Here is a 24,207-nt window from a genome sequence, read left to right on the forward strand (position 1 = left end):
AAAAATATAGCTGCTTGCGCTTGATGTATCTCATTTTTTCACATCTATGAGCACGAAGTTGATGTGTAACAAGAGCGGCAAGCTATGCATTTAATAGTGATGTGCTGCTGGCCTTTTGTTATTTGTAGAGCAGTTGCGGCAGCCACAGACCGATCTGCGGCCAGATGTAGAGCAGCACGATGGCCAGGATTTGTATTCCCATGAAGGGCATCATGCCCAAGAAGATCTGGTTGAGCGTCACCGAAGGCGGCGCCACTCCCTTGAGGTAGAAGGCAGACATGGCCACGGGCGGAGAGAGGAAAGCCGTCTGCAGATTCAGCGCCACCAGCAGGCCGAAGAACAGCGGGTCAACGCCAAAGTGGTTGAGCAGGGGAATGAAGATGGGCATGAAGATGACGATGATCTCCGTCCACTCCAGCGGCCAGCCCAGCAGAAAGATCACGACCTGGGAGAGGATCATGAACTCGATCTTGCTGAGGTTCATGGACAGCACCCAGCGCTCTATGAGCTCCTGCCCGCCCAGCAACGCAAAGGCGGCGGAGAAAATGGCCGAGCCCACAAACAGCCAGCAAACCATGGCCGAGGTCTTGGCAGTCAGGTACACGGACTCCTTGACGACATCGAGACTCAGGCGCTTGTAGGCAGCAGCAAGCACAAAGCCGCCCAAGGCACCCATGGCAGCCGCTTCGGTCGGCGTGGCCAGGCCAAAGACAATGGAGCCGAGTACGGTCAGGATCAGCACCACCAGCGGAAAGAACGAGCTCAGCAGCATCTTGAAGATTTCCAGCCGCGCAAAACTCAGAAACAGGTAGAACAGCGCTGTGCAGGTCCCCAGCATTGCAAAGCCAATCCACCACCAGGTGGGAGCTGGCTGGGTTTCAGCCTGGCTGGCAGCAGGCACGCCCGGTGCGTTGCTGCCTGTTTCAGGCTCTGCCGGCGCCGTTGCTGCCACCGGGGCGGAGGACTCTGAGCCGGGCGGCTCTTGCAGCCCTCCTTCGGTGGGTGGTTCCTGCAAGCCGCCTTCGATGGGCGGCTCGGCCAGGCCTGTGCCGGAGCTCGAGGAGCTGCCGCTTTCCATGCCTATGGGCTGGATCTCGAACTGTTCCTGCACTGTAGGCGTCGTCACTGCCCGCCAACTGCTGGCAGCCAGCAGCAGGAACAGCATTCCGGGCAGAACCACCACGGCCAGCTGGCGCAGCAGATAGCTTGTGGGAACCTGTGCATTGCGCTGGCCTTTGAGTGCGGCCAGCAGGCGCATGGGGGCGTATTGCTGAGCAGTGGCGGGCAGCTCTCGAGTCAGGGGCGGTAGAGCTACCTGGCGCTCGGCGGCTGACAGCGGCGGTGCCCAGGCCGGCTTGATCTTGGCCATGATAACCACATAGCCCAGGTACAGGCCGGCAAGCATCAGGCCAGGGAAGAAAGCGCCGGCATACAACTGGACGACGGAAACGCCTGCTGTCGCGCCATAGAGAATCAGCAGCACCGAAGGCGGTATCAAGATGCCAAGGCAACCACCCGCCGTGATGGCACCTGCCGCCATGGACGTGTTGTAGCCGGCGCGCAGCATGGTGGGCAGTGCCAGCAGGCCCATGAGCGTGACCACGGCGCCCACAATGCCGGTGGCCGTGGCAAACACGGCGCAGGTCACCAGCGTGGCCACGGCCAGCGAGCCCGGCACGCGGGCCATGGCCAGGTGCATGCTTTTGAAGAGTTTTTCGATCAGGTTGGCGCGCTCGACCAGATAGCCCATGAAGACGAACAGGGGGATGGCGATCAGCACATCATTGGTCATGCTCTTGTAGGCGGCTTGCACCATCAGGTCGAGAGTGCGTGTGGTGTCGCGCTCATAGGCCAGCCAGGTGAAGATCATGCCCATGCCCATCAGCGTGAACGCCGTGGGAAAGCCCAGCATGATGGCGACGACCACGAGTGACAGCATCAGCAGGCCCAGATGACCGTTGGTGATGGTCTCCACACTCAGCAGCAAGGCAATGGCCGACAGGACGACCAGGGCCATGATGGAAAAGCCGAACCACAGTTCCTTGCGCATCTTCATGCTTTGCCCTCCTGCACCATTTCCTTGAGCTTTTCCACATCCACCTCTTCCACATCACTGCCGCGCAAAGGCCAGACACCCTGGCGCAGACACAGCACGCAGCGTGCAATCTCGGCCAGCCCTTGCAACAGCAGTACGGCACCGGCCAGCGGGATCATGAATTTGAACGGGTACAGCGGCAGCGGGTGGGCGGAGAACGTCTGCTCGCGGATGGCCAGAGACTCGTTGGCGTAAGTCCAGCCCGCCCAGGTCAGGGCCAGTACGCCGGGCAGAAAGAACAGGATGTAAAGACACAGGTCCACGGCCGCTTGTGCACGCGGGCTGAAGAAGCCATACAGCACATCACCGCGTACATGGCCGTTCTTGGACAGGGTGTAGGCACCGGCCAGCATGAACATGGTGCCGTAGAGCATGATCTGCGCATCCAGCACCCAGGCATGGGGTTGGTTGAGGACGTAGCGGGAGAAAACCTCCCAGCTGATCAGCAAAGTCAGCAGCACCACGGCCCAGGCCGCCACCTTGCCGATAAAGGTCGAAAACGCGTCGACAGCAAGCAGGATTTTTTGCATGGCAGTCTCCGCTGCCACTTGCAGCGAGGTTTGCAAAGGGAGGCGGGCCAGTGCTCCGGTCTGGCCCCTGGACCACAAAAAAGCGCAGCTGCTGGAGCTGCGCTGTTGAGGATTAACCGCGCTTTTGCGCGAAGTAGTGATTCCAGGCCATCTTGAAATCGATGTCAGTGTCGTTTTGCCAGCGTCCGCTGCGCTGGGCAAAAGTGCGCATGGAGTCCATGACTTTCTTGAACATCGGGTTCTCGGCGGATTTCTTGGTCGTCACCTTGTCCCAGGCGGCCAGCTGGGCGCGCAGGATGGCATCCGGCGTCTTGTAGAACTTCACTCCCTGCTTGGATTGCATCTCCGCATAGTCCTTGGCATAGCGGTCAGCGGCCTTCCAGCTCATGTCGGCGCTGGCTGCCTGCGTGGCGTATTCGATGATGGACTTGACCTCGGCGGGCAGGGCGTTGAACTTGGTCTTGTTGAACAGCACCTCGAACTGCTCGCTGGACTGGTGAAAGCTTTGCAGCATGCAGTTCTTGGCGACGTCGGGAAAGCCCAGTACCCGGTCGCTGGAGGCGTTGTTGAACTCGGCCGCATCCAGCAGGCCACGGTCCAGCGCGGGCACGATCTCCCCGCCGGGCAGCGGGTTGACGGCCACGCCCATCTCGGTAAACACATCGACCGCCAGGCCCACGGTGCGGAACTTCAGCCCCTTGAGGTCTTCCACCTTGGCCACCGGCTTCTTGAACCAGCCCAGCGGCTGGGTCGGCATGGGACCATAGAGCTTGGAGACCACGTCCATCTTCAGGCCGCCGTAGATCTCGTCCAGCAGCTCCTTGCCGCCGCCATAGTTGTGCCAGGCCAGCACCATATTGGCATCCATGCCAAAGGCCGGGCCAGAGCCCCACAGCGCCACGGCCTGGCTTTTGCCGTACCAGTAGGCAATCACGCCGTGGCCGCCATCGAGCGTGCCTTTGGAGACTGCGTCCAGCAATTGAAACGCAGGCACCACGGCACCTGCGGGCAGCACTTCGATCTTCAGGCGGTTGCCCGCCATTTCATTGATTTTCTTGGCCAGATCCTGGGCAAATTCGTGGAAGATGTCCTTGGCGGGCCAGGTACTCTGAAAGCGCCAGGAAATGGTCTGGGCCGTGCTTATCATGGGCACGGACATGGAGGAAGCAGCCACCGCGGCACCTTTGAGTAGGTTGCGGCGGCCAGCTTTTTGGGTCTCCTGTGTCATCTACTTCATCTCCTCAGGGTGGTTATCCTGGCCTTCCGCCAGTGCATGCATCTTTGAAGCGAGTGACAGGCCGGCGCAGAGGGTTAACACCAGACTTGATGGACGGGTGGCTGCTTGAATTCTTGATTTTTCTTTATTGAAATCAATCTATTGCGCCCGAAATTAAAGTGGTGTTTGCTATGGATTGGTGAGTGTTCGGCGGTGCTGGAGATCTGTCGGTTAAGGGTAATTTGGGGGGCGCTGCGTGGATGTATCGTTGCGGTAAAGCTCGCAAAGCAAGTGCCCGAATGACTTGCCGTGCACTAGCATGCAGTCAGTCTGACTTGACGCCCAAGCTCCATGTCCCATTCATCCCCCGACTCTTTCCCACCGCTTACCCGCAGGCATTGGCTGCAGCATTCCGGTGCTGTACTGGGGGCGCTGCCCGTCATTCCCTTGCTCGGCTGCGCAGCTCCCGCTGCGCAGTCGGTGAGGGGCGGAGGGCAAGCGGCTGCTCCATGGCTCAGCGGTGGTACGGCGGCCATCACAGCTGCTGCGCGCAGCATCAACCCGTTTGCCGGTGCCGGGCTGGCGGGCGGTTGCCGCCTGACCTGCGAGGCCACCATAGGCCCCTGCCACACGCTGTCGCCGCAGCGAACAGATATCAGCGATGGCTGGGATGGCCTGCCGCTGCATATGCAGATCCGCGTGGTCAACGAGCGCTGCGAGCCGGTGGCGGGAACGATTGTCGAGATCTGGCATACCAATCACACGGGCGGTTACTCGGGTCAGATTCACCGCATGTGCAACAACGATGCCGCCGATGCGAACAAGCAGTTCTTTCGAGGCTATCAGCGCACCGACGGCAATGGCGTGGCGCGCTTTGATAGCTGCTACCCGGGCTGGTACCGAGGCCGCGCCGTGCATGTGCACTTTCGCATTCTGCAAGGCAGCTACGACCCGTCAGACAACGCTGCATCGTGGCTGACCAGCCAGCTGTTGTTCAGCGATGCGCTCAACAGCGAAATCTTTGCGCAGGCGCCGCTTTACAGGGACAAGGGCCAGCCCGATACCCGCCTGGATGTGGATAACGTGGTCGGGCAAGAGCCGGACAAGACGGCTTATGTCTTCGATGTGCAGAACCTGGGCGGGGTGATGCTGGCATCGAAGACCGTGGTGGTGCGCAGCGATAGCACCGACAAGCTCTGCCAGGTCAAGGGTTCCATGCCGCCGGGCGGACCAGGCGGGCCGGGAGGTCCGGGGCGGCGGCCGCCGCGCCCGGGCATGGTGCCGCCACCTCAGCCCGGCACCTGAACCAGGCTTCAGATCACCAGTCTGGAGTAGCCGATTCCGGCCGCTTTTTCTACGCGGATCTGCGCCGGAATGCGCTCCTTGAGCGCTTCCACATGGCTGATGATGCCAATCATCTTGCCGCTGGCGTTGAGTGCGTCTAGCGCGGCGAGGGCCATCTCCAGCGTGTCGCCGTCGAGCGTGCCGAAGCCTTCGTCGAGGAATAGCGAGTCAATCGAGGTCTTGCTGCTGACCAGGTCGGACAGTGCCAGTGCCAGTGCCAGGCTGACGAGAAAGGCCTCGCCGCCGGAGAGCGTGCGCGTGTCGCGTGCCACATCACCCTGCCAGCCGTCCACGATGTCCAGCTCCAGCTCGCCAGTGGGCTTGCGCCGCAGCAGATAGCGACCGTGCAGGCGCTCGAGGTGCCGGTTGGCCAGATGCAGCAAATGGTCCAGCGTCAGCCCCTGTGCAAATTTGCGGAACTTGTCGCCCTTGGCCGAGCCGATCAGGCCGTCCAGCCGCTGCCACAGGTCGCAGTCTTTTTCCTGCTCGGCAATCTGGGCCAGCAAGGCCTGCTGGCCGGCGCGGCGGTCATCGTCATCTTTGAGGCGGGCGCGGTGTGCGCCCAGTTGTTCGGCCTGCTGGGTGCGTTCGGTCTCCAGCTGGGTAATGTGCTCGGTAATGGTTTCGGGTGCTTCATCACTGAGCGCCTGTGTTTGCAGTGTGGTCAGGCGCTGGCATGCGTCTGCCTGCAAGGTGGCCGCGCGTTGTGCCGCGCCCTGAAGCTGGTTGCTCAGTGCCTGCAGACCTTGCTGTTCGGCATCGGACAGCAGGGCTGCGGTGTACTGCGCCTCGTCGGAGAACGGGCTGGCCTGCAGCGCCTGCTGCCATGCGAGCAGGGCCGTCTGCGTCGATTGCTGCAACTGCTCGAGCGTGGCTTGGGCCTGGCTTGCCTGACCTTGAAGCGTGGCCAGCTGCTGCGCAGTCTGCTCGATCAGGATCTTGCACTCTTGCAGCGTGGCGGGGGGTTGCGCTGTACAGGCAGTGGCGTCGGCGGGGAGATCGGGCAGGGCCTGGCTGCGTTGCAGCCAGTGCTCGGCATCCTCTGCGGCTTGCTCGACCCGGCGTTGCAGCAGGTCGATCTGCTGGGCCAGCTCTTGCATTGCCTGTTGCTGGCGCTGCCATTGCTGCCATTCCTGCTGTCGTGCCGCCAGCCACTCTGTCGTGTCAGCGCTGTCGGGCAATGCGTAGCCTGCCGTTTGCAGAGCAAGCTGCAAGCGATTTTGCAGGTCGCCGGCCTGCTGCATCAAGGCTTGCAGTGCGTGATCGGTCTGCTGCTGCTGCGTCAGATTGTTCTGCCGAGCCTGCTGGGTGCTGGCCTGTGCATGCTCGATCTGCTGCTGGTGCTGCACAGCCGCCTGGCAGGCGTCCTTGGCCTGTTGCAGCTGGCGTTCGGCGGCCTCGGCATCGGCCAGGCTCTGCTGCAGCTGCGCAATCTGCTGCCCGGCTTCAGCGCAAGCGGTGCGCAGTGCATCGGGCTGTTGCCATGCCGCCTCCTCCAGCGGCACCGCGCTCTGTGCGCGTAGGTCAGCCCAGCGTGCCAGCCATTGTTCAATCTGCTGGGCAATGACCTGATGCTGCTCCTGCTGCTGGTGCCGCTGACCCTGGGCAGTGGCCAGCGCGGTGTTCAGCTGCTCGCCCTGGCGCTGCAGCAACTCGAGTTCGCTCTGCGCTTGCTGCAGTGCAGCGGCAGTGGCCGATACATCCAGCGCCGCGTATTCGGTGATGGCCGGGTGCTCGTGCGATCCGCACAGCGGGCAGGCTTCGCCGGGTTGCAGCGCGGCGCGGTGCTCCTGCAGGCTCTGGATGAGGCGCTCCTGGTCAAGCAGGGCTTGCTTGTCGGCCACCTTGTCCTTGAGCGCCTTGTACTGCGCACGCAAGTCATCGCGTTGCGCAAGCTGCTCCTGAATGCGGGCTTCAACGGAGCGCAACGCCTGCGCATTGCGTTGCTCTTGCGCATCCAGGGGCTGGCGCAGTGCGGCATGCTCCTGCAACTGCTGCCAGTGATGCAGCTGGCGCTGTGCGTTTTGCCAGTGGCTGCGCAGCTGAGGCAGACTGCCATGCATGGCCAGCTGCTGCTGCAGGGCTTGTTCAGCGGCCTGCTGCTGTTGCAGCGCCAGGGCGGCTTGTCGTGTCGACTGCATGCCTTGCTGTGCCTGCTCATCGGCCTGCTGCTGCAGCTGCCGGGCGACTTGCTGCAACTGCATGGCCTGCGCTTTTGTCTGAGCAGCTTGCTGCTGCAGGTGCTGGCCTTGCTGCAGCTGCTCGCGCCAGCCGCTGAGGTTTTCACCCAGCAGGGCGCGGCTGGCATGGACCTGCAGCCATGCGGCCAAATCAGCCTGCTGAGCCTGTGCAGACTGCAGTTGCAGCCGTGACTGCTGCAGCTGATCGCCAGCCAATTGCCGGGCCTGTTGATGTTGCTGCCATTGCGCGCTTTGGGCTTGCAGCCGCAGGGTATGCAGTTGCTGCAATTGCGCGGCCTGTTCGCTTTGCTGGTCTTGCGCCTGCTGCCAGCGATGGTGCATGGGCTGGATTGCCTGCGCAGGTCCGTGGGCCTGCAGGCGCAGCAAATCGTGCGCGGCATCACTGAGCGCTTGCTGGGCGCTCGCTTGCGCATTGCGCGCCTGCTCCACCTCCTGCATGGCCTGCATGGTCTGCGCCTGCCAGCGTTGTACGGTTTGCAGCTGCTGGTGGCGTGCCTGCAGATCCGTCAAGCCGGTTTGCAGCAGCGCCGCCTCGGATTGCAGCTGCTCGCGCGTGCCTGCATCCAGCAGCTGCATGCCCTGGGCCTGTGCCTGTTGCTTTTCCAGGGCCTGGCGGGCGTCGCGGGCGCGTGCAAAGACGCTTTCCGAGATGCGACCGTAGATATCGGTGCCGGTCAGTTCCTCGAGCAGCTCGGCACGCTCATTGGCCGTGGCCTGCAAAAAAGCGGCAAAGCCGCCCTGGGCCAGCAGCATGGACTTGGTAAAGCGCGCAAAGTCCAGCCCGGTGATCTCGGCGATGCGCCGGGCTTTGTCCTTGATGTGGGTGGTGAGTATGCTGCCGTCCGCCACCAGTGCCAGCTCCACCCTGGGCGCTTGCAGGGCTGCGTCCGGCTTGCCGCGCGCGCGGCGCTGGCTCCAGAAGGCGCGGTAGGCCACACCTTTGACTTCGAACTCCACCTCGGCTTCGCACTCGCCGGTGTGGCGCGTCATGATGTCGTTGCTGCCGCTGATGCTGTCAAGGCGCGGCGTCTGGTGATAGAGCGCCAGGCAGATGGCATCGAGCAAGGTGGACTTGCCCGCGCCCGTGGGTCCGGTGATGGCAAACAGGCCGTTGTCGGCAAAGGGGGCGACGGTGAAGTCCACCTTCCACTCGCCCTTGAGCGAGTTCAGGTTCTTCAGGCGCAGTTTGAGAATTCTCATGCCGCTGCTCCTTGCTCGTCATGGAGGCCGTGCAGCACTTGTCGATAGCGCTCGGTCAGCGCCGATTGCAGCGGTGGCTCCAGGCTCTCCTGGGCCAGTCGGCGCGCAAACACATCGAGCGGAGTGAGTTCATCAAGCGATTCGCGGGCCTCGCCGGACAGCAGTGCCGCAGCCTGGCTGCGCTGGCGCTTGATGCGCAAAATCTCGACGGGCAGTGACTCGGCCATGGCCTGAACGCGCGCCGTGAGGTCGGACAGGTAGTCGTCTTCCTGCACCGTCACTTCCAGCCAGACAGGCAGATGGTTGCGGGTTTGAGCGGCGGCAGACTTCAGCAGCTCTGGCATCTGCGTCAGACTGCCGGTGATGGAGGCCATGGGCTGGAACACCGGCACGGGCAGGGCGGTGACGGCCTGCAGTCCGTCGGCATCCAGATCCACCAGCAGTACCTGCTTGGTCTGCCTAGCTTCGTCAAAGCCCAGCGCGATGGGTGAGCCGCTGTAGCGGATGTGATCGAGCCCGCCGACGAGCTGCGGCTTGTGGATATGGCCAAGGGCGACATAGCAGGCTGGCGGGAAGGCATTGGTCGGAAAAGCCTCCAGTGCGCCCACATAGATTTCACGTACCGATTCATTGCTGCTGGCCCCCACCGTGGTCAGATGGCCGGTGGCAATGATGGGCAGCAGCTCGCCCTGGCTGGCCTGTATCTCCTGCTGCGTTTGAAGGGCTGCGGCATACACGCGCTGGTAGGTGGACGCAATCGCGGTTTGCAGTGCCTGCTGCTTGTCCTGTGCGCTTTGTCCGGCCTGGCTTTGCTGCACATCACGCGGGCGGATGAAGGGCAGGGCGCAGACGATGCAGCCGGGCTCCTGCGCTGTGCCACGCCGCGCCAGCGTGACGACATGCCGGGCCTCATCACCGGTCGAGCTGACCACCTGAGCGCCCAGGTAGGTCAGCAGCTCGCGGCTTTCATCGAGCACGCTGACCGAGTCATGATTGCCGGCCAGCAGCAGCAAGGCCGCGCCTGCGTCGTGCAGGCGCACGATGAGCTGGTTGTAGAGTTCGCGCGCATAGCTGGGCGGGGCTCCGGTGTCGAAGATGTCGCCGGCGATCAGCACGGCATCCACGGCATGGGTCTGGACCTGGGTGAGCAACCAGTCGATCAGGGCCTGATGCTCGGTCTGGCGGCTGCGGCCCATGAAGTGCTGGCCCAGATGCCAGTCGGAGGTATGGAGAAGACGCATGCGGCGATGGTATGCCAGACGGGCCGACTGGCGGGCCAGGCGCTGTCTTATCCGCTATTGAGCCGTGCTTGCGACAGCTCTTGCTCGAACAATGCACGGCCTTTGGCCCAGCCGCCACCCCAGATCAGATCCAGGGTCTCGGCCAGCGCCTCCAGGCGCGGTTCGTAGAGGTCGCTGCGTGCATGTTCGGCCAGGTACAGGCGGTAGAGCGCGACCTGGCTCATACCTTCATCCCTGAGGGCATGCGCCAGCTTCTCTAACGCAGCCACAGTCGGTGCCGGCTGACCTGGCCGCAAAGCGGCTTGCAGGCGTCGGGCAGGCATCGTTTCAGCGCTTGCCTGTGCGCTTGGCCGTCCAGTAGCTGAATTCTTCCTTGCCCACTTCATAGTCCAGCTCCTGCAGCCGGGCCTGCAGGCTCTCCTGCACATCGGCCACGGCACGGTTGTAGATGCTGGGGCCTATTTCCGCGAGAAAGAAATTCAGCAGGGCACCGGATTGCATATTGCCTATGGGCTCGTCCATGTTTTCGCGGAAATAGCGTTCTATGGAGGCAATGGCCTGCTGCTGTGCGTGTTTGGGGAGTTCTATGCTCATCGATCCAGCTTTCTTGTAAAACTTCTTTCGCTTCGGGCGTCTGATTTCGCTTCGTGACCTGGGTACAAGCTCAGGGTTTGAGGAAGATATTGCTGCACCACATGCACTTATTATGTGCATGCGCTCATGTTGGTGCACGCAGATGGCACGAATACGATGGCTGCTTCATCATTCGCAAGGAAAAGCCATGGCCCTCGCCATTCGAATCTACAGCTCAGGTGCACCCGAAGTGATGCAGCTCGAAGCGCTGGATCTGCCCTCTCCAGGCCCGGGCGAGGTTCTGCTTGAGCAGACCGCCATCGGTGTCAATCCTCTGGATGTCAATCAGCGCAAGGGCATGGTCCCGATTGCATTGCCTTCGGGTTTGGGCCTTGAGGGCGCGGGTATCGTGGCCGCCGTGGGCTCGGGGGTGTCGGGTCTGAAGTCAGGCGATCGGGTCGGCTACGCCACCGGTCCCCTGGGCGCGTATGCCAGTGCGCGCCTGTTTCCCGCGGATCGCCTGATCAGGCTTCCGGACGCACTTGGGGACGAAGCTGCCGCAGCGGTCCTGTTCAAGGGCATCACGGCCCAGTACCTGCTCAAGACCACCGGCCAGGTGAAGCAGGGCAGCCGCGTGCTGATCTATGGCGCTGCGGGGGCTCTGGGGCAACTGATGTGCGCTTGGGCAAAGCATCTGGGTGCCCAGGTTCTGGGCGTTGTCTCCAAGCCCGCCAGTGTGGAGCGCGCCAAGGCGGCAGGCTGCGACCATGTGTTTGTCTTCGAGGCGCAGTCACTGCCATCCCAGGTGATGCAGGCCACGCAGGGCCAGAAGGTGGATGTGGTCTACGACTCCATCGGAAAAGACACTTTCTTCGCTTCGCTGGACTGCCTGCGACCCAGAGGGCTGATGGTGTCGTTTGGGGCCACATCGGGCCTGCCGCCTGCCGTCGAGGTGGGCGTGCTCAATGCCAAGGGCTCGCTGTTTCTGACCCGTCCGTCTCTGGCCGCGCATACGGCAACGACAGAGGAGTATCAGAGCCGTGCGCAGGACGTGCTGGATGCCATCGCAGCCGGCATACTCACGCCTCGCATATGGAAAAGCTACGCGCTCAAGGACGCAGCCCTGGCGCACGCAGACCTGGAGCAAGGACGCTCGCAAGGCTCGATCATCCTCACCCCCTGAATCGCTATAGACACCATGGAGATATTCGACAGCCAGCACACGGATGAGCTCGCCACGCTGGTCGCACTGGCGGACCAGGGCTCGTTTGCCGCTGCGGGACGATTGCTGGCGCGTCACCCTTCGGTGCTCTCCAAGCGCATGCAGGCTCTTGAGCGAAGACTGGGCGTGCGTCTGGTGGAGCGCACCACGCGCCAGCTGCATTTCACCAACGAGGGCTGGCGACTTGTCGAAAAGCTGCGCCAGGCTGCCCATCTGATTCGGGATGCGGAGCAGGAAGCGGCTCAGGGAGCGCAGGAAGTGCGGGGGCGCCTGCGCTTGTCCATGCCCGCGACGATGGGGCGGCGGTGGATCAGCCCCATGCTGGCGGATTTTTCCCTGGCCTACCCGCAAGTAGCGCTCGAAGTGGAGTACAGCGAGCGCATCGTGGACATTGTGGGGGAGCGTTTTGACGCCGCCATACGTATCGGCAGTCTGGCGGACAGCAGGCTGGTGGCCACGCGGCTGTGCGATCAGTACCGCTTTCTGTGTGCATCCTCCAGCTATCTTGAGCGCCATGAAGCGCCAGGCAGGCCTGCGGATCTCGCCCATCACAACTGCCTGGGCTACACCGGCTTGCTGGACTTTCCGCAATGGCGGCTGGTTCAGTCGGCAGGAGAGAAGGTCGCCAGGGTTGCCGAGTCGGTGCGCGTCAGCGGCTCCATCCTCAGCAACGACAACGAAGCTTTGCTGCATGCGGCACTCAAAGGCGTGGGCATCATCGCCGGCAGTGACTGGCACCTCATGCCTTCCATCCATGCGGGAGAGCTGGTCCGCATATTGCCGCAATGGACCTTGGGGGAAGCCGGCGGCATCTACCTGCTGCGACCTTCGGGGCAGTACAACACGGGCGCCATGAAGGCGTTCAAGCAATGGGTGACGGAGGCTTTTGCGGCGGCTCCCTGGCGGCCCTCGGACCGCTGAGTAGCCCTGCCTGCCCTGCGGCTTCAGGGCGATGAGTACGGGCCGCTCAAGGCCTGAAGCGCGCTGGCCACGCGAGGATCAGGTGCCGCTCCTGCTTCCCAGCCAGGCAGCGCTATTGAGAAAAAAGCGTACCAGCTCGCTTTGACGGCGGGCACCGGTCTTGGAGAAGATGGAGCGCAGGTGAGCTCTTGCGGTATTGAGGCGAATGCCCAGCGCTTTGGCGGCTTCCTCCAGCGTCAGGCCGTGGGTCAGCTGGATCACCAGCGCGGTCTCCGAAGACGTGAGCTGAAACAGCTGCTGGGCCAGGTGCGCCGACGGATCGGCCTTGTCATCGGTGTTGCGCATGAACACCGCGACGCAGGGACGGGTCTTGGCCTCTGCGTTGTCACCCGAGCAAATGCTCTGGACGACAAGCCCCCAATTGAGCTGACCCGAGGGACGGGCAATCGAGATGCCTTCGGTCATGACGGACGCCGATACCTGGGAGGAGATCAAGGCATCCTTGACCAATCGCTGGAGCTTTCGGTTGTCGCTGGCATATTCAGCCTCCAGCGTGCCGCCGGAGATCCTGAGTCCATCCTGAGCATCGAGAATGCCTTTGGCCGCAGGATTGCTTTCCAGTAATTGGCCATTCTGGTCCAGGATGACGACACCGACCATCAAGCGAGCCGTGACAGTGCTGTACAGCGACATGACCTGGCGATCATGGTGCAGTGCCAGATGCATATTCAGCGCACGGCGGATATGGGGCATGATCATGCGCCCCAGATCCAGGTCCCGCTGGCTGAAGGCCGGTTCTGATTCGGGGCGCGTGATCCGCAGGCCGTAGACACTGCCGTCTGTGGTCACGATATCGGCAGCCATCACATGGAAAATATTGTGCACACGGCACCAGTCCTTGTAATAGACGCTGCTGCGCCATTCGCTCTCGGACATCAGGTCGGGAATGGTCTTGAATTGCTCCTTGGGCATGCCAAGGAATGGACTGTGCTCGCTGTAGACGTCGTGCGTGAGCAAGCCCTCGAGCCCTCCGGATGCGGTGACCACCAAACCGATATTGTCCCCTGCGGTCTGGCGGATGATCAGCACGGCAAAATTGCTGCGCATATGCGTGCGAATCACCTCCAGGCAGGGAACCCAGGCCTCCGGCAAAGAAGCCGCGTCATAGAGGTGGTTGATGAATTCGCTGAAGCGCTCCGCGCCGATCAGCTCTTCGGTCTCTGGGGTCTGAATTCCGGATGTCGGGCCATCTTTGAGCGCAAAAGTCATTGAGGCTTGTGCGTAATCGATGGGTTTGAGTTTGCCGTAGGTGGGGCTCATTGCGTTGACCTCTTGCTGTATTGCATTATTAGCGCCCCTCATCGGCTTGCCTCTTTCAATACCGTCGTGTGAACGACACAAAGCCATCTGGCAGCACTTGAATGGAAGCATGCAAAAGGGGAGCAATGCTCCCCTTATGATCTACGGCGCACTCATGCAATGAGCGGGGTACGCCCGTGTGTCAGGCGCTACCGGCGATGGTGGCCTGAGCGCACGACAACACTGGGCTATTGCACGGCCTCGTCCTGGTCGGCCAGGAAGCCGCCGCTTTGGTGCGCCCAGAGCTTGGCGTAGATGCCGCCGCGCTGCAGCAGTTGCTGGTGCGTGCCTTCTTCCACGATATGGCCTTCGTTCATGACGATCAGGCGATCCATGGCCGCGATGGTGGACAGGCGGTGGGCAATGGCGATCACGGTCTTGCCGTCCATCAGCGAGTCCAGGCTTTCCTGGATGGCCGCTTCCACCTCGCTGTCCAGTGCACTGGTGGCTTCGTCGAGCAGCAAAATCGGAGCGTCCTTGAGCATCACGCGTGCAATTGCCACGCGCTGGCGCTGGCCGCCCGAGAGCTTGATGCCGCGCTCGCCGACCTGGGCGTCATAGCCGCTGCGGCCTTTGAGGTCGGTCAGCGTGGCGATGAAGTCAGAAGCCTCGGCCTTGTCGGCAGCGGCGTGCATGTCGGCTTCGCTGGCGTCGGGGCGACCGTAGAGGATGTTGTCGCGCATGGAGCGGTGCAGCAGCGAGGTGTCCTGCGTCACCATGCCGATGGCGCTGCGCAGGCTGTCCTGCGTCACGCTGCGGATGTCCTGACCGTCGATGGTGATGCGCCCGCTTTGCGGCTCGTGAAAGCGCAGCAGCAGATTGACCAGCGTGGACTTGCCCGCGCCCGAGCGTCCGATCAGGCCGATGCGCTCGCCAGGGCGGATGTGCAGGTTCAGATGGTCCAGCACCTTTTTGCCGTCCGCCTTGTAGCCAAAGCTCACATCCTCGAAGGCAATCGCTCCTCGCGTGACCTGCAGCGGTTTGGCGTCGGGTGCATCGACGATGGTGCGCGGCTTGGTCAGCGTGGTGATGCCGTCCTGGATGGTGCCCACGTTCTCGAACAGGCCCGTCATCTGCCACATCACCCAGTGCGAGTAGCCCATCAGCCGCAGCGCCATGGCAATCACGGCCGCCACCACGCCGGCGGAGGCCTGAGCCTGCGTCCACAGATACAGCGCCGTGCCGCCGCTGCCCAGCAGCAGCAGGGCAATCATCAGGTGGTTGGCGATCTCGAACAGGCTGACCAGACGCATCTGCGCATAGCCCGTGGCCTTGAAGGCCTCCATGGCATTGCGCGCATATTCGGCTTCGCGGCGCGTGTGGGCAAACAGCTTGACGGTGGCGATATTGGTATAGGCATCGGTGACGCGGCCCGTCATCATGGAGCGCGCATCGGCCTGCTCCTTGCCGATCTGGCCCAGGCGCGGCACGAAATAGAAGCAGGCTCCGGCATAGGCGACGAACCACAGCGCAAACGGAATCATCAGCCGCCACTCGAAGCTGGCCGCCAGAATCAGAATGCCGATCATGTAGACGCCCACGCCTACAAACACGTCCACCACCATGAACACCACTTCCCGCACCGACAGCGCGGTCTGCATGATCTTGGTGGTGATGCGGCCGGCAAATTCGTCCGCATAAAAGGACATGCTCTGGCCCAGCATCAGCTTGTGGAACACCCAGCGCAGCCGCATGGGAAAGTTGATGGCCAGCACCTGGTGCATGACGGTGGTGTGCAGGGCCAGCAGCGCCACGCTGCCCAGCAAGATGGCGGCGATGCCCAGCACCATGGATTGCTGTTCGGCCCAGAAGTGGGCGGGCGAGACCGTGCCCAGCCAATCCACCACGCGGCCCATGATGGCGAACAGCACTGCTTCATAAGCGGCCAGCAGTGCCGAGGTGAGGGTCATCAGACCAATCCAGCCGCGCATGCCTTGCGTGCAGGCCCAGACAAAGGCAAAAAAACCTTTGGGCGGGACCTTGGGCTCCTGCGCGGGATAAGGTGGAACCTGTTTTTCAAAAAATCGGAACAAGATGGAAATTCTCCCGGTTCATGCTTGTGGCATATCTTGTCCGCATGGTAGGGGAGTGTCCGGGATGGGTGTCAAGCGGACTCGATGACCGCTTGTCCCATGGGCCATTGGTGCGGGCCTGATGAGCGCATGGCGCGCTCGGGCTATAGCGGGTTATTGCGGCGGCCTGCGCGGCGAAAAAAAACGCCGCATCGTGTGCGGCGTGGCAGGAAAGCGCGCTGCGCGATCAGGCGTTGGGCAGGAAGCCTTCCACCGACAGGTAGCGCTCACCCGTGTCGTAGGCAAAGCCCAGCACCCTGGCGCTGGGTGGCAGCTCGGGCAGCTTCTGGGCAATGGCGGCCAGTGTGGCGCCCGAGGAGATGCCGACCAGCAGGCCTTCCTCGCGAGCGGCGCGGCGCGCGTATTCGCGTGCGGGCTCGGCCTCCACCTGAATCACGCCGTCGAGCAGGCTGACGTCAAGATTCTTGGGCACAAAGCCGGCGCCAATACCCTGGATCGGGTGGGGCGCGGGCTGACCGCCGGAGATCACGGGCGATGCCGCGGGCTCCACCGCATAGACCTTGAGATTGGGGAACTTGGCCTTGAGCACCTTGGCCACGCCGGACAGGTGACCGCCCGTGCCCACGCCGGTGATGAAGGCGTCGATGCCGTCGGGGAAGTCGCGCAGGATTTCCTGGGCCGTGGTGGCCTCATGCACGGCCACGTTGGCGGGGTTCTCGAACTGCTGGGGAATCCAGGCGCCGGGCGTCTGGGCGGCCAGTTCCTGGGCGCGGGCGATGGCGCCCTTCATGCCTTTTTCCTTGGGCGTCAGATCGAACGATGCGCCATAGGCCAGCATCAGGCGGCGGCGCTCGATGCTCATGCTCTCGGGCATGACCAGGATCAGCTTGTAGCCCTTGACGGCCGCGACCAGGGCCAGGCCCACGCCGGTGTTGCCGCTGGTGGGCTCGATGATGGTGCCGCCGGGCTTGAGCGCGCCGGACTTTTCGGCGTCTTCCACCATGGACAGCGCAATACGATCCTTGATGGAGCCGCCGGGGTTGCTGCGCTCGGACTTGATCCAGACGTTGGTATTGCTTCCGAACAGACGGTTGATGTGAATGACGGGCGTGTCGCCAATCGTTTGCAGAATGTTGTCAGCTCTCATCGGACCTCCGCGAATAAGGGGTGGTGGGACAGTGGATCACAGCGCAGGCTGTCTGCGCAGACACAGAGCATTGTGCACGCAAGCATTGTGCGAATGGGCTATATCGATATGACCCGAAAAGTGGGCAAGGCCGCAGGCGGTGATTAACATCGACCCATGAATCTACGGTTTCTGGAAACCTTTGTGCTGCTGGCCGAGCTGCGCAACTTCCGCATGACGGCCGAGCGGCTGTTCACCACGCAGGCCGCCGTCTCCAGCCGCATCGCCACGCTGGAGCAGGAGTTCGGCGTGCGCCTGTTCGACCGCGGCGTACGCGAGGTCACGCTCACGGCCGACGGAGCCAAGGCCCTGGTGCATGCCGAGCGCATGCTCAGGCTGATGCGCGAGATGCGCGAGGACATGCTGGACAAGCAGGCCTACGCGGGCGTGATCCGCATCGGCGCCATCGAATCCATCGTGCACAGCTGGTTCCCCGACTTTCTCGCGCTGCTGCAGCAGCGCTATCCGCGGCTGCAGGTGGAGATCGCCTGCGACACCACGATCCATATGTCGGAGCAACTGCTCAAGGGGCAGCTCGATGTCTCGCTGCAGGCCAAGCCCGTGTCCAGCGGTGCCATCGCGAATCTGTCGCTGGGCGAGTTCGCCATGGCCTGGGTGGGCAGCCCCAAGCTGGGCATAGGCGACGAGACCCTGAGCCTGGCCGAGCTGGCGGCTTTTCCGATCATGAGCTTTGCGCGCGGCTCGGAGCCGTATGCGGTGATCGAGCAACTGTTCAGCGCCGAAGGCAGCGCCTCGCCGCACATGAACTGCATTGCCTCGGTGGCGACCATGATCCGCGTGGTCTGCGACGGCCTGGGCGTGGCGGCCGTGCCGCCGGCCATCATCCAGCGCGAGCTGTCCGAGCAGCGCCTGCGCCTGCTGCGCGTGGATCGCGAGTTCCCCACGCTGCCGCTGGTGGCCTGCTGGCGCAACGACCACCATAACCCGCTGGCCGAAACCGTGGTGCGCGCCGCCGAAGAAGTGGCCACGGCCTTTGCGCTGAACCACGGCCAGGCGGTGGCGCGGCTGCCCGGCACCCGTCTGGCAGGGGATGCATAAGCGCAGGAGCAGGCACCAATGGTGCCCGCGCCAATGCCTGCCGTGCATTTGGGGTGTGCCTCAGTACCGAATAAAAAAGGAGCTTTAACCGCTTGATGCATATGGATTTCAGAGTGTTTTCTATCTGAAATCGATTGCAGTCAAGCGGTAGTAGCTCCTATTTTTTGGCTCTGCAATCAGGCCCGGGCGAGCAGGGCCTCCACGGCCAGCGCCACCGACAGCAGGCGCTGGTCCTGGCCGGCCGTGCCGGCCAGGCTCAGGCCCACGGGCGCTTCGCCCGCGCGGTGGCAGGGCAGGGACAGCGCGCAGCCATCGAGGAAGTTGATCAGCGTGGGATTGCGCAGCATCAGTCCGTTGGCCGCGAAATAGGCCTCGTCGCTGGCCTCAAGCTCGGCAATCTTGGGCGCAATCACAGGCACCGTGGGCATGAGCATCAGGTCGTGATCGGCCATCTGCGCCTGGACGCGGGCAATCCACTGCTGCCGCAGCGCCAGCAGCTCGATATAGTCGGCCGCGCTGATGTCCTTGCCGCGCAGAATGCGTGTGCCCACGCGCGGATCGTATTCGGCCAGGCGGCCGGCGCCGTCGATATGGCGGCGGTGCCAGGCCCAGGCCTCGGCGGCGGTGAAGCCGCCCTTGGCATTGATCTGCGCAAGCTCGGAAAAGGGCTGCACCACGGCCTCGGTGATCTGCACGCCGGCCGCGTACAGCAGCGACAGCGCACGCTGCCAGGCCGCAGCCACGGTGCTGTCCATGCCGTCCAGCACCACGTTCGTGGGCACCAGCAGGCGCAGGCCCTGCAGCGAGGCCGCGCGCAGCTCGTCATGCGACTGGCCCGACAGCACCGCGTCCAGCGCGGCGCAGCAGCGCACGCTGGGCGCCAGCGGGCCGATGGAGTCCAGATTGGCCGACAGCGGCAGCACGCCCTGCATGGAAACGCGCCGCGCCGTGGGCTTGAAGCCGGTCAGGCCGCACAGCGCCGAGGGAATGCGCACCGAGCCGCCGGTGTCCGAGCCGATGGCGGCCAGCGCCATGCCGTCGGTCACCGAGATGGCCGCGCCCGAGGACGAGCCGCCGGGAATGCGGCCGCCGTCGATATCGCGCTGCCAGGGATTGCGCGGCGTGCCGTAGTGCGGATTCAGCCCCAGGCCCGAGTAGGCGAACTCGGTCATATTGGTGGTGCCCACGATGACCGCACCCGCGCGGCGCAGGCGCTGCACGACTTCGGCAGTCTGCGTGGCGGGTGCGGCGCTGGCCAGCAGCCTGGAGCCGCCCAGCGTGGGGTGGCCGGCGATGTCGAACAGATCCTTGACCGAGATGGGCAGGCCTTCCAGGGGCGAGCGTGCCAGGCCGGCCGCGCGCAGCGCATCGCTGGCGCGGGCTTCGGCCAGGGCCTGCTCGCGCAGCACGCGGGTGAACACGCGCGGGCCTTCGCCTTGCGCGGCGCGGTCCAGCGCCTGCTCGGCCAGTTGCACGGCGCTGGTCTGGCCTTGGGCCAGGCGCTCGCAGACCTGGTCAAGGCGGGGGGAGATTGAAGTCATGGGTAGCTCCGGTGTTCAGGCGACGATGTCCAGCAGCTCGCTGCGGTAGCGGTGGCGGATGCTGCGCTGGCTGCGCGGGTCGTGCAGCTCCATGGCGAACTGCGTGGCCGGGCGGATGCCGCCAATGGCAGCCATGGTGCCGCAGGTCATGCCGCTGCCTTCGGGCAGCAGACTCTGGCCGCCGGTGTAGCCCGCGATCAGGTCCCGGGGCGTGCGCAGGCTGGCCAGCGTGCCTTCCTGGTACAGCACCTCACGGCCGTCCTCCACGATCCACGAGCGCAGGATCAGCTCGTCCCAGTGGCCGGCCACGTCGGCAAAACGCCAGGCCTGGGTGGCCACGGGCTTGATGCAGGCCTGCTTGGAGAAGGCCACGCTATAGGCTTCGAGCTTGCGGTCGGTGTGGTCCGAGGCCAGGCTCACGAACATTTCGCCGTCATGGCTGAAGACGAAGACCTCGGCCTCGCCCGAGGAGTCCGGGCCCAGCACCTGCAGCAGGCTGCTCTGGCTCAGCTGGTTGCTGGCGATGCGGTAGTACAGCGGCACGGCGCTGGGGCGCGGAATGCCGAGCGCGGCCAGCTCCTCGATGTGGTGCTCGATGGCCGCATGGTCGCGTCCGGCCCAGCCGGCGACGATCAGGGTGTCGAAGAGGGGGGCCAGGGTCTGGCCTTCGGGGGTGGTGAATTGCAGTTGCATGGCGGAAATCTCAAAAAAAGGGGAGTGCGAGGCCGTGGGCCCCGCAAAGCGGCGCTGCGCAGGCAGCGTCAGGCGGTCATTGCTTCTTGACGAAGAGCACGACCAGGAAGGCGGCGAGGAACTCCAGCGCGGCCACGAAGTACAGCCCCGAGGACAGCGAGCCGGTGCTGGTCTTGAGCGCGCCGATCATGTAGGGCGCCACAAAGCCGGCCAGGTTGCCGATGGAGTTGATGAGGGCGATGCCGCCTGCGGCCGCCGTGCCGGCCAGAAAGGCCGAGGGAATGGACCAGAACACGGGGAAGGCGGCGAGGATGCCGACGGAGGCCAGCGTCAGCGCGCACAGGGCCAGCACGGCGTCGTGCAGGAACATGCCCGTCAGGATCAGGCCTGTGGTGGCGATCAGCGCGGGGATGGCGCTGTGCATGCGGCGCTCGCCGGTCTTGTCCGAATGCATGCCGTTCCAGACCATGGCCAGCGTGCCGGCCAGGAAGGGAATGGCCGAGATCAGGCCGATCTGCAGATTGTTCTGGATGCCGATCTCCTTGATGATGGACGGCGACCAGAAGGCGATCGTGGCGTTGCCGCTGACGATGCAGAAGTACACGGCGGCGCACAGCCAGACGCGGTAGTTGCGGCAGGCGTCGGCGAAGGAATGCTGCTTGTGGCCCTGCTGGCTCTCCTGGGCCACGGCGGCGGTGACGGCGCGCTGCTCGGCGGCGCTCAGCCACTTGGCGTTCTCGGGTTTCTCGGGCAGCCAGGCCAGCACGAAGAAGCCGGCGATCACCGAGGGAATGCCTTCGAGAATGAACAGCCATTGCCAGTTGGCCAGATGGCCCACGTCCTGCATGCCGTTCATGATGGCGCCCGCGATCGGGCCGCCCACAGCGCCGGCGATGGCGAACGAGGTCATGAACAGGCCGTTGATGCGGGCGCGGTGGCGGGCCGGGAACCAGTAGGTCAGATACAGCACCACGCCGGGGAAGAAGCCCGCCTCGACCACGCCCAGGATGAAGCGCAGCACATAGAACATGGTGGGCGTGGTCACATAGGCCATGGCCATGGAGGCCGCGCCCCAGAGGATGGTGATGCGCGCCAGCGTCTTGCGCGCGCCGATCTTCTCCAGCAGCAGGTTGCTGGGCACTTCGAACAGGAAGTAGCCGATGAAGAAGATGCCGGCACCCAGGCCGTAGATGGCCTCGCTGAACTGCAGGTCCTGCAGCATCTGCAGCTTGGCGAAGCCGACGTTGACGCGGTCTATCCAGGCCAGGACAAAGAGAAAGACCAGAAAGGGGATCAGGCGCCAGGTGATCTTGCGGTAGGTGGCGTCCATGTCGGGGTGCGCGTGCGCACCGGCATGGCCGGCAAGAGGGTGGGTGGCGGAAGCCGGGCTGCTCATGGGGAGTCTCCTGTATGCGAAAGTGCAGCGGGCACATGGGGCGCTTTTGCTGGCGCTCCTGTGTGTCTTGGAACATGGGGATGCGGCGCGGGCCGGTGTTCCTGTGGCGGCAGTATCGAAAGGCAGCGAGGGGCTGTCCAACAAGAAATTCTGAGCGGCCCTGAATGCAAATTCTTATGAGCAGAGGTGGTGCGGGCTGTGCACCGGCATGAGGCAGGCGTGCACCGATAAAACGCGGGAAAACCCTAGGGGTCAGGCACGCCCGATCGCGCTGCCGGGCCGCTCAAAGCCCCGGTCTGCGCCTGGTGTCAGGGATTGACGATTGATTCACATCAAGCCTAGGGGTGATGGCGTTTCCCCTGGGGCCTGCAATCGGGAACAATGGAGCGAAGTCTGTTTGAGGGAGGACTGCTCTTGCTCACGTTCAACACAATTTTGATGCTGCTGGGGGCCTGCTGCGTAGGCCTGTTGGTCGGTTTTTCCTGGCGCGAGCAGCGCTGGGGGCCCTGGGTCATGCTGGTGTTCGTGGTGAGTCTGCTGTCGCTGATGAGTTACGCGATTCTCAATCTGCTGCTTTAGCACTGCAGGCCAGGGCAGGCCGCGAGCGCAGCGGGGCCTTCCACAGCTCGGCCAGCAGCAGACCGGCAATCGTCATGATGCCGCCCACGGCGTGGTAGGCCGCCAGGGGCTCGTTCAGGGCGAGAGCCGCGATCAGGGCGGTGAATACCGGGATCAGATTGAAGAACATGCTCGATCGCCCGGGCCCCAGCGTCTGCACGGCCTTCATCCACAGCAGCGGCGCGGCGATGGAGGCCATGATGCCGGCGTAGCCCACCAGCGGCAGGTTGCTGGCGTCAAGCCCGGTCTTGGGCGAGAAGAGATAGAGCGGCAATTGCACGATCACGGCAACCAGCACCTGCAGATACAGCAGCTGCACCGTGGCCAGGCGCGGCATGGGCCAGCGCTTGAGCAGGATGTTGTAGATCGCATAGGACAGCATGGCCAGGAACATCATGGCATCGCCCAGGTTCAGGCCCTCGGAGGCCAGATGGCTGAGCCGGCCCGAGGAAACCACCAGCGCGACTCCCGCAATTGCCAGCAACGAACCCCAGATGCCGCCATGCGTGAGCGGCTGGCCCAGCATGAACACGGCCAGGGCCAGCACCAGCATGGGCGTGAGAGAGCCGATGATGCCCATGTGCGTGGCCGTGGTGAAGTGGGCAGCGTAATAGGCCAGGCTTTGGTAGATGACCATGCCCAGCACGCCCAGCACGAGGATCCGCGGCAGCAGGGGCTTGATGTCGGCGCGCTGGCGCCAGATCGAGGGCAGGACAAAGGGCGTGAACAGCACGGCAGCCACCAGCCAGCGAAAGAACCCGATCTCGGCCGCGCTGATGCTGTCTGCGGCCAGCTTGCTGACCACGGTGTTGACCGACCAGATCAGCACCGCGCCCAGTGGTAGTAGGTATGCACCCATATGAAACTCCTTGAGGTGCTTATGATGCGCTTGACGTATTTGAAGCGCATTGCTGATTTCAGACATTTCATCACTCAAGCCGGACGAACCCATGCCCGCCTCCGCCCCGACTCCCGGTCCGGCCGCCAAGCGCCATGCCGTGCAGATACTGGACACCGACAAAGTGCCCGGCAGCTATTACTTCCGCTATGACGAGTTCGGCGAACACAGCGAGGCTCCGCCGCACAGCCATCGCTGGGGGCATCTGAACTATGCGGCACACGGCAGTCTGAGCATGGACGTGCCCACGGGTCATATCCTGTGCCCGCCGCAGCACGGGGTCTGGATACCGCCGGGCGTGGTGCACAGCTGTTATCTGCAGCATGCGGTGCAGTACCGCTCCGTCTATCTGGCCCCTGATCTGTGTGCGGATCTGCCGCAGACGGCGGGCTGCATGCGCCTGGGGCCCATCGTCAAAGCCGTGCTGGCGGACTTCGGCGCCAGGGGCGTGCAGGTCCCGGTGACTGACGCAGACCTGCGGCTTGCCCGGGTGGTGCATGACCAGCTGCGTGCCACGCCGCTGGAGCTGAGCTTTCTGCCCGTGGCCCGGCATCCCGCGCTGGTGCAGGTGCTGGACGCCATGCAGTCGCGCCCCGACGACCACCGCAGTCTGGCCGAATGGGCCGAGACCGTGCACATGACGGAGCGCACGCTGGCCCGCCACTGCCAGCGCGAGCTGGGCATGAGTCTGGGCGAATGGCGCCAGCGCATGCGCTATCTGCAGGCAATCGATGCGCTGGAGGCCGGCCACACCGTGCAGCGCATCGCCTACGACCTGGGTTACAGCACGCCTTCGGCCTTTATTGCCATGTTCCAGCGCGAGTCCGGCCTGCCGCCCGAGCAGTTCCGGCGCGAGTTCTGTGCAAGTTCTTTCTGAACGC

Annotated in this window: 20 protein-coding genes; 6 read left to right on the top strand and 14 right to left on the bottom strand. The window is 63.7% G+C overall.

Going from position 1 to position 24,207, the window contains the following annotated elements:
- Positions 1-118: 118 nt before the first annotated feature.
- The 3 genes from QYQ99_RS15735 to QYQ99_RS15745 form a co-directional block, all read right to left on the bottom strand.
- Entirely contained in the window at positions 119-2,056 is a 1,938-nt protein-coding gene (locus QYQ99_RS15735; protein WP_302089030.1) for a TRAP transporter large permease, read from the bottom strand.
- Complete coding sequence (locus tag QYQ99_RS15740) at positions 2,053-2,625, bottom strand: TRAP transporter small permease subunit (RefSeq protein WP_302089032.1); 573 nt, start codon at positions 2,623-2,625, stop codon at positions 2,053-2,055. The genes QYQ99_RS15735 and QYQ99_RS15740 overlap by 4 nt, the downstream gene beginning before the upstream one ends.
- A 112-nt stretch (positions 2,626-2,737) precedes the next feature.
- A complete protein-coding gene (locus QYQ99_RS15745) occupies positions 2,738-3,853 on the bottom strand; it encodes a TRAP transporter substrate-binding protein (RefSeq protein ID WP_302089033.1) in 1,116 nt (371 codons plus the stop codon).
- 339 nt (positions 3,854-4,192) lie between these two features.
- Between QYQ99_RS15745 and QYQ99_RS15750 the strand changes: the two genes are divergently transcribed.
- On the top strand, positions 4,193-5,146 hold the full coding sequence (locus QYQ99_RS15750) for an intradiol ring-cleavage dioxygenase (RefSeq protein ID WP_302089034.1): 954 nt from the start codon (positions 4,193-4,195) through the stop codon (positions 5,144-5,146).
- Between the two features lie 8 nt (positions 5,147-5,154).
- On the opposite strand, the gene QYQ99_RS15755 is transcribed toward QYQ99_RS15750, so the two are convergent.
- From QYQ99_RS15755 to QYQ99_RS15770, 4 genes are all read right to left on the bottom strand, one after another.
- Entirely contained in the window at positions 5,155-8,586 is a 3,432-nt protein-coding gene (locus QYQ99_RS15755; protein ID WP_302089036.1) for an SbcC/MukB-like Walker B domain-containing protein, read from the bottom strand.
- Complete coding sequence (gene sbcD / locus QYQ99_RS15760) at positions 8,583-9,827, bottom strand: exonuclease subunit SbcD (protein ID WP_302089037.1); 1,245 nt, start codon at positions 9,825-9,827, stop codon at positions 8,583-8,585. Before sbcD ends, QYQ99_RS15755 begins: the two co-directional genes overlap by 4 nt.
- Before the next feature lie 47 nt (positions 9,828-9,874).
- Entirely contained in the window at positions 9,875-10,051 is a 177-nt protein-coding gene (locus QYQ99_RS15765) for a hypothetical protein (protein ID WP_302089039.1), read from the bottom strand.
- Between the two features lie 103 nt (positions 10,052-10,154).
- On the bottom strand, positions 10,155-10,421 hold the full coding sequence (locus QYQ99_RS15770; protein WP_003081203.1) for a DUF2164 domain-containing protein: 267 nt from the start codon (positions 10,419-10,421) through the stop codon (positions 10,155-10,157).
- A 187-nt stretch (positions 10,422-10,608) separates the two neighbouring features.
- On the opposite strand from QYQ99_RS15770, the gene QYQ99_RS15775 reads away from it, so the two are divergent.
- On the top strand, positions 10,609-11,583 hold the full coding sequence (locus QYQ99_RS15775) for a quinone oxidoreductase family protein (protein ID WP_302089041.1): 975 nt from the start codon (positions 10,609-10,611) through the stop codon (positions 11,581-11,583).
- Between the two features lie 15 nt (positions 11,584-11,598).
- Positions 11,599-12,543 (top strand): LysR family transcriptional regulator, encoded by a 945-nt coding sequence (locus tag QYQ99_RS15780; protein ID WP_302089042.1) that lies wholly within the window; start codon positions 11,599-11,601, stop codon positions 12,541-12,543.
- A 78-nt stretch (positions 12,544-12,621) separates the two neighbouring features.
- Here the strand turns inward: QYQ99_RS15780 and QYQ99_RS15785 are convergent, their stop codons facing one another.
- The 3 genes from QYQ99_RS15785 to cysK all read right to left on the bottom strand — a co-directional run bounded on the left by QYQ99_RS15785 (position 12,622) and on the right by cysK (position 17,082).
- The gene (locus QYQ99_RS15785; RefSeq protein ID WP_302089043.1) at positions 12,622-13,863 is read right to left on the bottom strand and encodes a helix-turn-helix transcriptional regulator; all 1,242 of its coding nucleotides are present in this window, start codon (positions 13,861-13,863) and stop codon (positions 12,622-12,624) included.
- Positions 13,864-14,090: 227 nt separating this feature from the next.
- Entirely contained in the window at positions 14,091-15,935 is a 1,845-nt protein-coding gene (locus QYQ99_RS15790; protein ID WP_302089044.1) for an ABC transporter ATP-binding protein, read from the bottom strand.
- A gap of 226 nt (positions 15,936-16,161) precedes the next feature.
- Positions 16,162-17,082 (bottom strand): cysteine synthase A, encoded by a 921-nt coding sequence (gene cysK / locus QYQ99_RS15795; protein WP_302089045.1) that lies wholly within the window; start codon positions 17,080-17,082, stop codon positions 16,162-16,164.
- 156 nt (positions 17,083-17,238) lie between these two features.
- On the opposite strand from cysK, the gene QYQ99_RS15800 reads away from it, so the two are divergent.
- Complete coding sequence (locus QYQ99_RS15800) at positions 17,239-18,180, top strand: LysR family transcriptional regulator (protein WP_302089046.1); 942 nt, start codon at positions 17,239-17,241, stop codon at positions 18,178-18,180.
- A 176-nt stretch (positions 18,181-18,356) separates the two neighbouring features.
- Here the strand turns inward: QYQ99_RS15800 and QYQ99_RS15805 are convergent, their stop codons facing one another.
- From QYQ99_RS15805 to QYQ99_RS15815, 3 genes are all read right to left on the bottom strand, one after another.
- On the bottom strand, positions 18,357-19,721 hold the full coding sequence (locus QYQ99_RS15805; protein WP_302089047.1) for an amidase: 1,365 nt from the start codon (positions 19,719-19,721) through the stop codon (positions 18,357-18,359).
- A 15-nt stretch (positions 19,722-19,736) separates the two neighbouring features.
- Positions 19,737-20,414: a DUF2848 domain-containing protein gene (locus QYQ99_RS15810; RefSeq protein ID WP_302089048.1), complete on the bottom strand. Its 678-nt coding sequence runs from the start codon at positions 20,412-20,414 to the stop codon at positions 19,737-19,739.
- Between the two features lie 76 nt (positions 20,415-20,490).
- Positions 20,491-21,810 (bottom strand): MFS transporter, encoded by a 1,320-nt coding sequence (locus tag QYQ99_RS15815; RefSeq protein ID WP_302089049.1) that lies wholly within the window; start codon positions 21,808-21,810, stop codon positions 20,491-20,493.
- A gap of 414 nt (positions 21,811-22,224) precedes the next feature.
- Here QYQ99_RS15815 and QYQ99_RS15820 point away from each other — a divergent pair, with 414 nt between their 5' ends.
- A complete protein-coding gene (locus QYQ99_RS15820; protein WP_230847704.1) occupies positions 22,225-22,389 on the top strand; it encodes a hypothetical protein in 165 nt (54 codons plus the stop codon).
- On the opposite strand, the gene QYQ99_RS15825 is transcribed toward QYQ99_RS15820, so the two are convergent.
- Positions 22,373-23,287: a DMT family transporter gene (locus QYQ99_RS15825; RefSeq protein ID WP_302089050.1), complete on the bottom strand. Its 915-nt coding sequence runs from the start codon at positions 23,285-23,287 to the stop codon at positions 22,373-22,375. The two genes, QYQ99_RS15820 and QYQ99_RS15825, sit on opposite strands and share 17 nt — an antisense overlap.
- Positions 23,288-23,378: 91 nt before the next feature.
- On the opposite strand from QYQ99_RS15825, the gene QYQ99_RS15830 reads away from it, so the two are divergent.
- The gene (locus tag QYQ99_RS15830) at positions 23,379-24,203 is read left to right on the top strand and encodes an AraC family transcriptional regulator (protein ID WP_302089051.1); all 825 of its coding nucleotides are present in this window, start codon (positions 23,379-23,381) and stop codon (positions 24,201-24,203) included.
- Positions 24,204-24,207 lie beyond the last annotated feature (4 nt).

It is taken from the genome of Comamonas testosteroni (assembly GCF_030505195.1).
Lineage (GTDB): Bacteria > Pseudomonadota > Gammaproteobacteria > Burkholderiales > Burkholderiaceae_C > Comamonas > Comamonas testosteroni_G.